The organism is Streptomyces sp. NPDC104226 (assembly GCF_055584085.1).
This window is the reverse complement of the sequence record NZ_JBVJMS010000013.1, coordinates 241,287-253,836: the sequence shown is the minus strand read 5'-3', so window position 1 is coordinate 253,836 and position 12,550 is coordinate 241,287. Positions and strand designations below refer to the sequence as shown.

At 70.9% G+C, this 12,550-nt stretch carries 12 protein-coding genes; 9 read left to right on the top strand and 3 right to left on the bottom strand.

The annotated features are described in order from the left end of the window. Window positions 1–625: 625 nt before the first annotated feature. On the bottom strand, window positions 626–1,822 hold the full coding sequence (locus tag ACZ60J_RS34495) for a serine/threonine-protein kinase (RefSeq protein ID WP_469688066.1): 1,197 nt from the start codon (window positions 1,820–1,822) through the stop codon (window positions 626–628). Between the two features lie 412 nt (window positions 1,823–2,234). Further along, window positions 2,235–2,636: a barstar family protein gene (locus ACZ60J_RS34490; protein ID WP_469688064.1), complete on the bottom strand. Its 402-nt coding sequence runs from the start codon at window positions 2,634–2,636 to the stop codon at window positions 2,235–2,237. Window positions 2,637–2,871: 235 nt separating this feature from the next. Here ACZ60J_RS34490 and ACZ60J_RS34485 point away from each other — a divergent pair, with 235 nt between their 5' ends. Further along, the gene (locus ACZ60J_RS34485; protein WP_469688062.1) at window positions 2,872–3,069 is read left to right on the top strand and encodes a hypothetical protein; all 198 of its coding nucleotides are present in this window, start codon (window positions 2,872–2,874) and stop codon (window positions 3,067–3,069) included. Window positions 3,070–3,536: 467 nt separating this feature from the next. On the opposite strand, the gene ACZ60J_RS34480 is transcribed toward ACZ60J_RS34485, so the two are convergent. Further along, window positions 3,537–3,956: a hypothetical protein gene (locus tag ACZ60J_RS34480; RefSeq protein ID WP_469688060.1), complete on the bottom strand. Its 420-nt coding sequence runs from the start codon at window positions 3,954–3,956 to the stop codon at window positions 3,537–3,539. Window positions 3,957–4,319: 363 nt separating this feature from the next. Between ACZ60J_RS34480 and ACZ60J_RS34475 the strand changes: the two genes are divergently transcribed. From ACZ60J_RS34475 to ACZ60J_RS34440, 8 genes are all read left to right on the top strand, one after another. Beyond that, the gene (locus tag ACZ60J_RS34475) at window positions 4,320–4,910 is read left to right on the top strand and encodes a flavodoxin family protein (protein ID WP_469688058.1); all 591 of its coding nucleotides are present in this window, start codon (window positions 4,320–4,322) and stop codon (window positions 4,908–4,910) included. Window positions 4,911–4,950: 40 nt separating this feature from the next. Continuing rightward, window positions 4,951–6,120, top strand: a complete 1,170-nt coding sequence (locus ACZ60J_RS34470; protein ID WP_469688084.1) for a 3-deoxy-7-phosphoheptulonate synthase — start codon at window positions 4,951–4,953, stop codon at window positions 6,118–6,120. Window positions 6,121–6,213: 93 nt separating this feature from the next. Continuing rightward, window positions 6,214–7,017, top strand: coding sequence for a 2,3-dihydro-2,3-dihydroxybenzoate dehydrogenase (locus tag ACZ60J_RS34465; RefSeq protein ID WP_469688056.1), 804 nt, complete (start codon window positions 6,214–6,216; stop codon window positions 7,015–7,017). Window positions 7,018–7,047: 30 nt separating this feature from the next. Further along, on the top strand, window positions 7,048–7,671 hold the full coding sequence (locus tag ACZ60J_RS34460) for an isochorismatase family protein (protein ID WP_469688054.1): 624 nt from the start codon (window positions 7,048–7,050) through the stop codon (window positions 7,669–7,671). Continuing rightward, complete coding sequence (locus ACZ60J_RS34455; RefSeq protein WP_469688052.1) at window positions 7,668–9,587, top strand: anthranilate synthase family protein; 1,920 nt, start codon at window positions 7,668–7,670, stop codon at window positions 9,585–9,587. Before ACZ60J_RS34460 ends, ACZ60J_RS34455 begins: the two co-directional genes overlap by 4 nt. Further along, on the top strand, window positions 9,584–9,919 hold the full coding sequence (locus ACZ60J_RS34450; RefSeq protein ID WP_469688050.1) for a hypothetical protein: 336 nt from the start codon (window positions 9,584–9,586) through the stop codon (window positions 9,917–9,919). The genes ACZ60J_RS34455 and ACZ60J_RS34450 overlap by 4 nt, the downstream gene beginning before the upstream one ends. Window positions 9,920–9,947: 28 nt before the next feature. Continuing rightward, window positions 9,948–10,901, top strand: coding sequence for an aspartyl/asparaginyl beta-hydroxylase domain-containing protein (locus ACZ60J_RS34445; RefSeq protein ID WP_469688048.1), 954 nt, complete (start codon window positions 9,948–9,950; stop codon window positions 10,899–10,901). 545 nt (window positions 10,902–11,446) lie between these two features. Next, on the top strand, window positions 11,447–12,550 hold the full coding sequence (locus ACZ60J_RS34440) for a thiamine pyrophosphate-dependent enzyme (protein ID WP_469688082.1): 1,104 nt from the start codon (window positions 11,447–11,449) through the stop codon (window positions 12,548–12,550).

Here is a 12,550-nt window from a genome sequence, read left to right as displayed (position 1 = left end):
CCCGCGGAGCGGGTGCCTAAGCGCTGCGCGCTTAGGAGAGGGACCCCCTCGCTGCGCTTGGGGGAGCTCCGCTTCGCGGAGCTAGGGCCCGCTCCCTTCGGGAGCGGGTACCTGAGCGCTACGCGCTCAGGACCGATCGGCCTCGCTACGCTCGGCCGGGCCCTTCGGGCCCAGCTCTCCGCTTCGCTCCGAGCTATAGCGGGCCCTTCGGGCCGGGGTCCTGCGCTTCGCTCCGGACCGTCCGGGGGCCTCGCTTCGCTCGGTCTCCAAACGGTTCACTCCGTGAACCTGGGTGACCCCGTTTCACGGGGTTCAGGCCTTCAACCCGTTGGGTGGGTCCGCTTCGCTCCCCCACCAGGGTCCTTCCGGCTCCGCCTCCAGGATCAGCCCGCTCCGCGGGCAGCTTGCAGCAGAGGGGCTGCTGCCGAGGTTCCTCGTATAGGCGGCAGCGGGCCTGTGAACAAGGCAGGCCCGTGGCAGCCATCTGTCCTCGTGCTAGGCGCCTGACGGCAAGCAGCTTGATCACCTCATGACGGCCATGATCACTAATGCTGGGCCCACAAACAGGGACAGCCCACCCGTCCTCGTTGACGCCCACCCGGTGCCACCGCCGCACTCATTCACACTAGAGGACGGTGAAGTCGGCCCATTGTGAGGCGCCGGCAACGGCCAGCAGCATGAGGGCACCACCGCCGTACCTCGCGAGTCCGAAGGCGGCCCGCTTCGGGATGATCGAGTCGCTCAGGGCTAAGAAACCGATCCAGTTGCAGCCCAAGACGAAGACAGACAACATGCCGATAGTGGGGAATCCGACCGTGGGATCGGCCAGGTCGGCGGCGTTCGGGAAGAACCCGAAGCCCACGGCCAGGGCGATGCTCATGCCGATGCAGACCACCCCGAAGACCGCGGCAACCACCCGCTGCGCCTGTGACGACTGGGACCCCGGCGGTTGCGGCGGATCAGCGGTGAAGAGGGGTTCGGTAACCGCAGTGGGCATCGGCACACGGGTGCGGAGCATACCCAGGGCGGCCTCGGCCGTGGGTCGGTTGGCCGGATCCTTCGCCAACAGCCTCATGACGAGCTGGGCCAGCGGTCCCGGGTGCGGCAAAGGTGCGGGATCATGGGCCAGGACCGCTCGCAGGGAGGCCGAGACGCTCGCCCGTTTGAAGGGAGAAAAGCCCTCCACCGCCTGATAGAGGGTGACACCGAGCGAGAAGAGGTCGCTCGCAGGTCCGCCCTCCTCGCCTTCAGCCCGTTCCGGGGCGATGTACTCCATCGAGCCTATGACCAACCCTGTGCCGGTCAGCTTCGTATCGCTGTCGCGGACCGCGATGCCGAAGTCGGCGAGCAGGACGCGTCCGTCACCGGCCAGGAGGATATTTGCCGGCTTCACGTCCCGGTGCACGATCCCCATCGCATGCGCCGCCCGCAGGGCTTCCAGTACGGCTTCCGCGATGCGTTCGGCGCGCTCCACGGATATCAGGCCCTCAGCCCGTATCGCCTGTTCCAGGGAACGTCCAGAGACCAGCTCCATGACCATCCACGGAATACCTTCCTCCACCACCACATCGTGGACCGCCACCACGTTCGGGTGCGTGCGTAACTGGGCGGCGTGCCGTGACTCACGCTCCGCGCGCATCAGCCGCTCAGCCCGTTCCACGGGCGTTCCGGCCTGCGCCAGCGAGACCACCTTCAACGCCACGTCCACGCGGAGGTTCTCGTCCCGAGCCTTCCACACCTCACCGAAACCGCCGGATCCCAGCTCGCTCACCAGCCGGTAGCGCCCCGCGATGACCCGTCCCTCGTAACCCTCGCCAGCCATGCGCCCCCCAGTGACTCGACCGCGAAACCCAGACTGGCACACGGCGCCTTCCCAGACCATCACTCCAGGATCGGCCGGACCGTCGTTGTCCGGCCGGGAAGACAGGTACCGACCCAGACCGTCCCCCGGAGCGAGTTCCTGAACGGCCTCGCTGCGCTCGGCCGGGGCCCTTCGGGCATGGCGCTCCGCTTCGCTCCGAGCGAGATGGCCGGCCTTCGGCCGGGGTCCTGCGCTTCGCTTCGGACCTGCTCCGGGTCCGCTTCGCTCCCCCGGAGCTGACCCCGTTTCACGGGGTCCGGGCCTACGGCCCGTTGGAGTGTCCGCTTCGCTCCCACCCCAAGTCCCTCCGGCTTCGCCTCCAGGACCAGGGACCGCTCCGCGGACCCCGCTGGCAGCAGCGAAGGGCAGCTGGTCAGTCGTTGCCGGCAAGCAGGACACGCAGCTCCGTCGGCCTGCCCATCGTCGCCTTCTCGTCTCCCAGCACCATCACCACGTCCTGAAGAATGTCCAGCACCGTCTGCACGCCCCCGTAGGGCTGCTTCGTCCAATGCTCTCCCCGCAGTGCGATCGCCACACGGGCCTCCTTCAGCTGGAAGATGCCTTCCCATAGCGAATCCTCGAAGGCATCCCAGCTCTGACCACGCGCCGGCGGCTCCGTCGGCAGCACCCTGGCGAGGGACTGGATGAGCTCGGCCTGCTCCACCACGTCACCGGTGTCCACGCTGAAGACCCGTACCCCGGAATCGGCCCAACCGCTCAGGAGCGACTCCACATCGGTGGCCCTGACCTGATAGATCCCGGCCTCAAACTCCACGAACACTCCCTCTTACCCAATCGGCCAATCGGCCAATCGGCCAGCGAAACCGCACGGCACTCATCCAACCCCGCTTCACGGGGTACGAGCCTTCGGTTTGTCATAGATCCGGGGAGGTTCGCGAAGGCATCGAACGTATGCCACGCGTGCGGCTGGCACCCACACCACTTCTTGACCCGACCGACCTACGGGAGGCGCCGTACACGCAGTCTTCCAGACCCGCGATCATGTAGCCATGCGCAACGAGAAGCACGACGAGCCACTATCGAACGACGAGATAGAACTCTTCATCCAATACCTCCATCGATACGCCATCCACGACCTCGATCAATGGCTCGCCCTACAAGTAGGGCCCGAGGAGTTCCCTATCTACGTCACCCTCAGCCGAAAACCAGAACCCGGCGTAGACCCGTCGTTCTACCGACGCCCCTGACTGCCAGGCAACACAGACGCCCTGTCGTTCCAACCTGGCCTGAGTTAAGGATCCCGAGGCTTTCCCTCAGCCTCTCCGTCCACTACCAGGGCCAAAACCATCGCCGCAGGCCAGCAGCAGGAACCTCGAGGGGTGCCGTGTGCTGATCCAGGAGCCTGACTGCCATGTCGTGGTTGTAGGAGACCGCCAACTCCCGCGGAGTCTCACCGTCAGGTGTTGCAGTGGGGTCGGCCCCGTAGGCCAGGAGGATCGCGGTGAGCGCCGAATCGAGCGGCTCACCGGACTGGAGAGCCCCGTCCCCTTCCACATCGATCGCGTGAAGCAGGAGCGTCATCCCGCAACAAACCTCTTCCGGATCCACCCCCGCGTCAAGGAGACGAGTCAGCTCCGCGTGATCACCCGACTCCACCGCCTGATGCGCAGGAGTCCACGGATTCTCAACAAACTCAGTCACTCAGACTCCCGGCTCAAGGTGCGAAGTACCAGCAGTACAAGGACTGGCCCAGATCCTCTGCTGTACGAGCCAGGCCAGCTACCTCTGTGAGGACCTCAACCGCCATCTCTGCCGGCGCCCCGTCCTTCGCCTCGGCAAGCTCGACCCACCGGGTCGCAACCTCGGCAAGCCGGCCCCTACTCGCCGCCGCCAACGCCGAACACAGTCTCCCTGGGACCTCGAACACCATAAAACCGCCACACGTCATCGGCACCACAACACGCGAGTCCGAGGCCACACCCCCGAGGAGGAGAATCTCCCAGTCCTCCACCGCCTCATCGGGAAAGAAATCCGCACACCCGAACGCCGGAAACCCATGACCCCGACGCCTCGGCCCCACGACAGCGGAAGCCCCGTCATCCGCAGCCACAAAGAACTCAACAACACGCAACATGCCCCGATCATGCCAGCCTCAACAGGCTGCTTCATTCTGGAGTCCGGATCGACTCTGGAACGCAGGCTCCCATGCGGACCTCAGGACTCCCCGTCGCAAGAACTGTCGGGGGTCAGCGGAGCTGCGCGGTATTCGGCGAGTGAGCACCGTCGTCGGGGTGTTCAGGGGAGCTGCGTAGACGTCAGGTCAGGGGGCTGGTGGTTGCGCAGGTCCGGTGGCAGGCGGCTTGTGGGGGGTGGGGCGAGGTGACGCACTGGGTGGGGTACTTGACGGATCGGTGTGGAGGGCATTGGACGGGGTTCGCGGTTTGGACACGATCGGGAGGACTTCATCGTTCGTGGATTTTGTTGAGGAGCTCTTGGGATGACCTCTGTCGCCGTCGTCTACTACTCGGCCACCGGTACGGTGCGTCGTCTGGCGGAAGAGGCGGCTTCCGCGGCGCTCGAGGCGGGGGCGGAGGTGCGGCTGCGGGCCGTGCCGGGGACGCCCGAGGGCGGGCGGGCGCCGGGGACTCCTGATGCCACGGCCGAGGACCTGGCCTGGGCCGACGGGATCCTCCTCGGCAGTCCTTGTCATTGGGGGGTTCCGGCCGCGCCTCTGATGGAGTTCGTGAACGGTACCCCCGACCTGTCGCACGACGGGGTCTTCGTGCACAAGGCGGCTTCCGCCTTCGTCGCCGGGTCCTCGCGCAACGGCGGGCTGGAGCACACCATCCAGTCGCTGCACGGCGTGTTCTGCCACTGGGGGGCGGCCGTGATCCCGATGGGCTCCGCGCACCCCGTGCTGTACCTGCCCGGCAACGGCAACCCCTACGGCACCCACGCCGCCTCCGGCGAGCGGCCCGGGAGCGTCGGCGAGGACAGCCTCGCCGCCGTGCGGTTCCAGGCGGCCCGTACCACCTGGTTCGCCGGAGCCCTCGCCGATGCGGCCTCCCGGATCCCCCGGGGAGTCTGACGTGAACGACACCACCAACGACACCACCAGGGAGAAACCCGTGGAGAACGCACTGCTCGACATCGGACTCAAGCCGGCTCGGCAGCAGCCCGACTGGGACGACGCGGCCCAGGTCGCGCGCGTGCGCCGGGAGCTGGCCGGCCGGCCGCCGCTGGTCCGTGCCGAGGACGTGCGCACCCTGCGCGCGGCCCTCGCCCAGGTCGCCCGCGGCGAGGCGCTGATCATCCAGTCCGGTGACTGCGCCGAGGACCCGGACGAGAGCACCGCGCGCGACGTGCACCGCAAGACGGCCGTCCTGGACCTGCTGGCGGGCGCGCTGAAGATGATCAGCCACAAGCCGGTGGTGCGCGTCGGGCGCATCGCGGGACAGTTCGCCAAGCCGCGCTCGAACGCGACGGAGACCGTCGACGGGGTCGAGCTGCCCGTGTACCGCGGGCACCTGGTCAACGCCCCGGAGGCGGACGAGGACTCGCGCCGGCCGGACCCGCTGCGGATGCTGACCGGTTACATGGCCGCCAGCGAGATCACCCGGCACCTGGGCTGGTCGGGCGCCCCGGAGCCGGCCCTGGAGCCCTCCGTGTGGACGAGCCACGAGGCGCTGCTGCTCGACTACGAGCTGCCGCAGCTGCGCGAGGACGGCGACGGCGGGACCTACCTCGCCTCGACGCACTTCCCGTGGATCGGCGAGCGGACCCGCCAGAGCGACGGCGCCCACGTCGCGCTGCTGGCCGAGGTCTCCAACCCGGTCGCCTGCAAGGTGGGGCCGTCCATGAGCGTGGAGGAGCTGCTGACGCTGTGCCGCACCCTCGACCCGGACCGCGAGCCCGGGCGGCTCACCCTGATCGCCCGGATGGGCGCCGAGGCCGTCGTGGACAAGCTGCCGCCGCTGGTGGACGCCGTACGGGCGGCCGGGCACCCGGTGATCTGGCTGACGGACCCGATGCACGGGAACACCGTGCCCACGCCCGAGGGCCACAAGACGCGCTTCGTGGCGACGCTGGAACGCGAGGTGCAGGCATTCCAGTTCGCCGTGGAGGCGGCCGGCGGCGTCGCGGGCGGACTGCACCTGGAGACCACTCCCGAGCACGTCACCGAATGCGTTTCGGAGGGGTACGAGGTGTGCGGCGCGGGCGCCGCGTCCACCACGCTCTGCGACCCGCGGCTCAATCCTTCGCAGGCCATCGGCGTCGTCACGGCCTGGCAGAAGTGACGCCCGGAGCCTGACAGCGCGGGCGCCGCGGCAACGGCCCTGCCGGGCCGGGACGTTCCCGGACGGCGGGAGCGATATCAATGGAGGGGCAGGATGCAGGACAAGGTCGCCGTCGTCACCGGCGCGGCAGGAGGCATCGGGCGCAGCGTCGTCCGCCGCCTGGCCCGGTCCGGGGCGCTCGTCGCCGCGGTGGACCGGGATCCGGAACACCTGAGCGTGAGCGTCAAGGAGCTCAACGAGGAACTCTACGAGGAGCTCGGACCACCGCCGGGCGACACCCTGCGGGTGACGGCGTACCCCGCCGACGTGACCTCGAGCCGGACCATCGACGAGGTCGTGGAACGCGTCGAGGAGGAGCTCGGTCCCATCGAGTACCTCGTCAACTCGGCCGGCGTGCTGCGGCTGGGCAGGGTCGTCGACTTCGAGGACGAGGACTGGCAGACCACCTTCCGGGTCAACGTGGACGGGGTCTTCCACCTGTCCCGTGCCGTGACCCGGCGCATGCTGCAGCGCAACCAGGGGTCGCTGGTCACGGTGGCCTCCAACGCGGCGGCGACGCCGCGCGCCGACATGGCCGCGTACGCCGCTTCCAAGGCGGCGGCGGCCATGTTCACGAAGTCGCTGGGCCTGGAGGTCGCCCGGCACGGGATCCGCTGCAACATCGTGGCCCCCGGCTCCACCGACACCCCGATGCTGCGGTCCATGTGGCCCGACGAGTCGGCATCGCGGGGCACCCTCGAGGGCAACCCCGAGACCTTCCGCAACGGCATCCCGCTGGGCCGCATCGCCCAGCCCGACAACATCGCCGACGCCGTTGCCTTCCTCCTGTCCGACGAGGCGGAGCAGATCACGCTGCACGTCCTCACCGTCGACGGCGGCGCCTCGCTCGGCGCCTGATCCGAGTCCGTACAGCCCTGAGAGGACGTCATGTCCGGGATCCCGACCATCACCTCCTATGCGTTGCCGACCACGGGTGACCTGCCCGAGAACACCGCCGACTGGTCGGTGGACCCGGACCGCGCCGTGCTGCTGATCCACGACATGCAGCGGTACTTCCTCAACCCGCTGCCCAGTCCGCTGCGCGAGCACGTCGTGGGCAACGCCGTGGAGGTGCGCGAGTGGTGTGCCGCCCGCGGCGTGCCGACGTACTACACGGCGCAGCCGGGAGGCATGTCCGACCAGGACCGCGGTCTGCTGCGCGACTTCTGGGGCCCCGGCATGCGCACCGACCCGGCCGACCGGGATGTCGTGGAGCCGATCGCTCCGCGCCCGGGCGACCAGGTGCTCACCAAATGGCGCTACAGCGCCTTCTTCCGTACCGACCTGCTCGACCGGATGCATGCGCAGGGCCGCGACCAGCTCATCATCGTCGGGGTCTACGCGCACGTGGGCGTACTGGCGAGCGCGCTGGACGCGTTCACCCACGACATCCAGCCCTTCCTCGTCGCCGACGCCATAGCCGACTTCTCCGAGGAGGAGCACTGGATGGCCCTGGGGTACGCGGCCCAGCGCTGCGCCGCGGTCACCACCGCCAAGGAGATCACCACATGACCGAAGTGCACGACTTCGCCGCCGGCCTGCTCGCCCGCCTCACGGGCGAGGACCCGCCGGCCTTCGCCCTGCTGCACCGCCCCGAAGCGGGCGGCCCCGACCGGCTGGAGGTGCTCACCGGCGAGGTGGTGGAGTCCGACAGCCTGGCCGGCATCCCGCTGGCCGAGGACGGTTCCGGGTCCGGCCCGGGCCACGAGGTCCTGACCCTCATCCCCTACCGGCAGCTCGCCGAGCGGGGTTTCCAGGCGCCCGACGACGGTGCCCCGCTGCTGTCGCTGCGCGTCACGGAGCAGGTGGACGTACCGCTGTCCACGGCGCTGAAGCTGCTGCCCGACCTGCCGCTGGAGGTGTCGGAGGGAGATTTCGACGTCAGCGACGAGGTGTACGCCGACACCGTGCGCCGGATCATCACGGACGAGATCGGGCGCGGCGAGGGCGCGAACTTCGTCATCCGCCGCTCGTTCGTGGCCGACATCTCCGACTACTCGACGCGCAGCGCGCTCTCCTTCTACCGCAAGCTGCTGCGTGCCGAGTCCGGGGCGTACTGGACCTTCATCGTCCACACGGGCGGGCGCACCCTGGTCGGCGCCAGCCCCGAGCGCCATGTGAGCCTCAGCGGCGGAACAGCCGTCATGAACCCCATCAGCGGCACCTACCGCTACCCGCCGCAGGGCCCCGCCCTGCCCGGGCTGCTCGACTTCCTCGCCGACCGCAAGGAGGCCGACGAGCTGTACATGGTGGTCGACGAGGAACTGAAGATGATGGCCCGCATCTGCGACGCGGGCGGGGTCATCACGGGGCCGCACCTGAAGGAGATGGCCCGCCTCGCGCACACCGAGTACTACATCTCGGGCCGCACCACCCGCGACCCGCGGGAGATCCTGCACGAGACGCTGTTCGCCCCGACCGTCACCGGCAGCCCGCTGGAGAGCGCGGCACGCGTCATCAACCGGTACGAGCCGCAGGGCCGCGGCTACTACAGCGGTGTGCTCGCGCTGATCGGCCGCGACGCCGGCGGCGAGCGGACCATGGACTCGGCGATCCTCATCCGCACCGCCGAGATCGACCCGGCCGGCCAGGTCCGGATCGGTGTCGGCGCCACGCTCGTGCGGCACTCCGACCCGGAGGGGGAGGTGGCCGAGACCCGCGCCAAGGCGGCCTCGCTGCTGGGCGCGCTCAAGGACCGCGGCAGCCGGAGCTTCGCGGAGCACCCGCAGATCCGGGCCGCGCTGGAGAGCCGCAACGTCGGCGTGGCGCGGTTCTGGTTCGACGACGCCGAGGCCCGGCTGCGCGACGGGCACGACCCGGTGCTGTCGGGCCGGCGGATCCTCGTCGTCGACGCCGAGGACACCTTCACCTCGATGATCGAGCAGCAGCTGCGGTCGCTGGGGATGCTGGTGACCGTACGCCGCTTCGACGAGCCCTACGACGTGGCCGAGTACGACCTCGTCGTGATGGGTCCGGGGCCGGGCGACCCGCGGGAGGCCGGGCACCCGAAGATCGCGCATCTGCGGGGCACCGTACGGCGGCTGCTCGACGAGAAGCGGCCGTTCTTCGCGGTGTGCCTGAGCCACCAGGTGCTCAGCACGCTGCTGGGTCTGGAGCTGGCCCGCCGCGACACGCCCAACCAGGGGGTGCAGAGGCCCGTGCAGCTCTTCGGGCAGCCCGAACTGGTGGGCTTCTACAACACGTTCGCGGCGCGCTCGGCCGAGGACAAGGTGGAGGTCGAGGACGTCGGCATCGTCGAGATCAGCCGCGACCCCGAGACGGACGAGGTGCACGCGCTGCGCGGTGCGCACTTCGCCTCGGTGCAGTTCCACGCCGAGTCGGTGCTCACCCGCAACGGGCCGGCCGTCGTGGGCGGCCTCATCCGGGAACTGCTCGTCGCGCAGGCGGCGGCCGAGGGCACGCTGTGAAGGCCGTCCTCGCGTGGTGGGACCTGGACGGGACCGGGCAGACCGCCGAGTCCCTGCGGGGGTTCCTGCAGGACGAGGCCGTGGCGCGCTGGTCGGCGTATCCCGGGCTGGTCCTCAAGGTGTGGCTCAGCGATCCCGGGCGCAACCGGTGGGGCGCCCTGCAGCTGTGGGAGTCCGCGGAGGCCGCCGGGCAGCCGCTGTCGACGCGGGCGGCCGAGCTGATCGGCAAGATGCCCGACGAGCGGCACGTGCTGGACGTCGAGGCCACGGCTCAGGGTGTGGCGGGCCTCGCCGGGGGTTTGTTTGCGGCGGGCGCGGAGCCGGTGCTGTGAGCTTGCCGTTCGGTGCTGTGAGCCTGCCGTGCTGACCGCTTCGGCGCCGGCCGCCCCTTTCGGGGTGGACGGGCCGGAGGCCGCCGCCGTCGTCGGGATGCCGACGGCGGCGGCGCCGCTCTCGGTCTCCTTCAACGCGGGCTGGCTCGCCGCCGAACTCCAGCAGGTCCGGCCGCCCGCCGACGACTGGCGCTCGCTGGTGCTGCGCACCCCGGGCGGCGCGGGCGGGGACCGGACCGACGCCCCGGTGCTGGACCGCTTCCCGCACGTCCGCTACATCCTCAACGCCGTGCCCGCGCCGGTGCTCGGTGCCCGGTTCGTCTGCCGGGCACCCGGGTCCGGGGCGGTGGGCCGGGTCGAGGCCGCGCACGGCCCCCGCTGGGGCACCGCGCGGCTGCACGTCCCCGTGCACGCCAACAACGACACGCTCCTGCTCCTCGACGGCGAGGTGCACCGGTGGTGGCCGGGCGACCTGTGGTTCGGCGATTTCAGCCGGACCCACCAGGTGCGCAACCACGGCCGGACGCACTGTGTGCACCTCGCTCTGGACGTGCTGCTCACCGAGCGGCTGACGCGGCTCTTCCCGGTGGCCTGGCGGCCGTGGTTCCAGCACGGTGACGTGCTGCTCAACCGGCCCGTCCGGCCGCAGGACCCGGCGCGGTCACCGGCGGTGGCGCTCGCCTTCGAGCTGCCGTCGTCCTTCCTCGTACGCCACGACCCGGCGCCGCTGCTGGAGCGCGGGCGGGGACTGCCGGCCGAGCTGGCCGTGGACCCGGCCGCCGGCCGGGCCGAACTGCGGCTGGGCGAGGGGCGGCGGACGCTTCCGCTGGTGCACCTCGGTGGCGAGGAGTTCCGTCTCGCGGGGCGCAGCGAGGAGCGCACGCTGCGGATCCGGCGGGAGGGCGACCGGCACACGGTCGTGCTGCACGCACGGTCCGGGCGTACGACGGCCCACCGCGCCGTGCGGGCCTCAGGGGCCTGAGCCGGGGCGGCCGTACCGGCTGCCCGCGGTGCCCCGTGTGGGGTGCGGCCGGGTGTGGCCGGGGGTGTGGCCGGGGCACCGCGTCGGCGGCCGACGGGGTGGCCGGCCGACCTCCCCCCGAGGTGTTCCCGACTGACAGGGTCGAAAGGTCAGTTGAGGAACAAGGGGGAGACGTGAGCACCATCGAGCACACCCGGTCGCCCGGGACCGGGGCGGCGAAGGTGAAGCAGAGCTCCGCCCTGCGCACCCGCCGGAGCAGGTCGCGGGCGGCGGCGCAGGCGGCCGCGCAGGTGGCGGCGCAGGCGGCTGCGGCTGCGGCCCCCGCTCCGGTGTCGGCGGCATCGACGTCGCCTTCGGCTGCGGCTGCGGCTGCGGCTGCGGCTGCGACGTCGGCGTCGGCTGCGGCTGCGGCTTCGGCTCCGGTGTCGGCGTCCACGTCGGCGTCGGTGTCGGTGTCGGTCCCAGCTCCGGTGTCGGCGTCGGCGGCATCGACGTCGGCTGCGGCTTCGGCTTCGGCTTCGGCTTCGGCGTCGGCATCGGTGGCCCTGGCCGACGCGGGTGCTTCGGTGCGTCATCCGCTGCTGCCGTCCGAGCGGCCCGTGCGCTTCGTCGAGGCCGACGGGAGGCGTACCGAAGGGCCGTGGGAGGGACCCGCGTTCCCCGAGCCGGGGCTGTTGCTGCGCGCGTACCGGGCGATGGTGGAAGGCCGCCGCTTCGACCAGCAGGCGACGGCGCTGGCCAAGCAGGGCCAGCTCGCGGTCTATCCCTCCTCGCACGGCCAGGAGGCCTGCCAGATCGCGGCCGCGCTCGCGCTCGCCGAGGGGGACTGGCTCTTCCCGACGTACCGCGACTGCGTCGCCGTGCAGGCGCGCGGCGTCGACTGGGTCGAGACCCTGACCCTGATGCGCGGCGACTGGCACTGCGGGTACGACCCCGTCGCCCACCGCACCGCCCCGCAGGCCACCCCGCTGGCCACCCAGGGGCCGCACGCGGTCGGGGTCGCGCACGCGGCCCGGCTGCGCGGCGAGGACACCGTCGCGCTCGTGATGATCGGCGACGGCGCCACCAGCGAGGGCGACTTCCACGAGGCGTTGAACTTCGCGGCCGTCTTCCGCTCCCCCGTGGTCTTCCTGATCCAGAACAACGGCTTCGCGATCTCCGTCCCGTTGGAGAAGCAGTCCGTCGCGCCCTCGCTCGCCTACAAGGGCATCGGCTACGGCATCCCCTCCGAGCAGGTCGACGGCAACGACGCCGCCGCGCTGCTCTCGGTGCTCGGTGTCGCGGTCGGGCGGGCGCGCGCCGGCGGCGGGCCGACTCTGATCGAGGCCCACACCTACCGGATGGACCCGCACTCCAGTGCCGACGACCCGTCCCGCTACCGGGACGCGGCCGTGACCGAGAGCTGGGTGGCGCGGGATCCGCTGGCGCGGCTGGAAACCTACCTGCGGGCCGAGGGGCTGCTGTCCGAGGAGGACATCGCGGCCACCAGGGCGGCGGCCGACGAGCGCGCGGCCGATCTGCGCGCCCGGCTCCCGCAGTCGGCGCCGCCGGCCCCCGACGCCCTCTTCGACCACATCCGTACCGGCGGCTCGTCCCAACTGGCCGATCAGGCGGCGCTGCTGGCCGCCGAGACGGCGCTGGAGGGATGA

Excerpts from the sequence above, each read along its gene's own strand:
- ACZ60J_RS34495 (WP_469688066.1), bottom strand. The coding sequence starts at position 1,822 with ATGGCTGGCGAGGGTTACGAGGGACGGGTCATCGCGGGGCGCTACCGG.
- ACZ60J_RS34485 (WP_469688062.1), top strand. The coding sequence starts at position 2,872 with ATGCGCAACGAGAAGCACGACGAGCCACTATCGAACGACGAGATAGAA.
- ACZ60J_RS34480 (WP_469688060.1), bottom strand. The coding sequence starts at position 3,956 with ATGTTGCGTGTTGTTGAGTTCTTTGTGGCTGCGGATGACGGGGCTTCC.
- ACZ60J_RS34475 (WP_469688058.1), top strand. The coding sequence starts at position 4,320 with ATGACCTCTGTCGCCGTCGTCTACTACTCGGCCACCGGTACGGTGCGT.
- ACZ60J_RS34465 (WP_469688056.1), top strand. The coding sequence starts at position 6,214 with ATGCAGGACAAGGTCGCCGTCGTCACCGGCGCGGCAGGAGGCATCGGG.
- ACZ60J_RS34460 (WP_469688054.1), top strand. The coding sequence starts at position 7,048 with ATGTCCGGGATCCCGACCATCACCTCCTATGCGTTGCCGACCACGGGT.
- ACZ60J_RS34455 (WP_469688052.1), top strand. The coding sequence starts at position 7,668 with ATGACCGAAGTGCACGACTTCGCCGCCGGCCTGCTCGCCCGCCTCACG.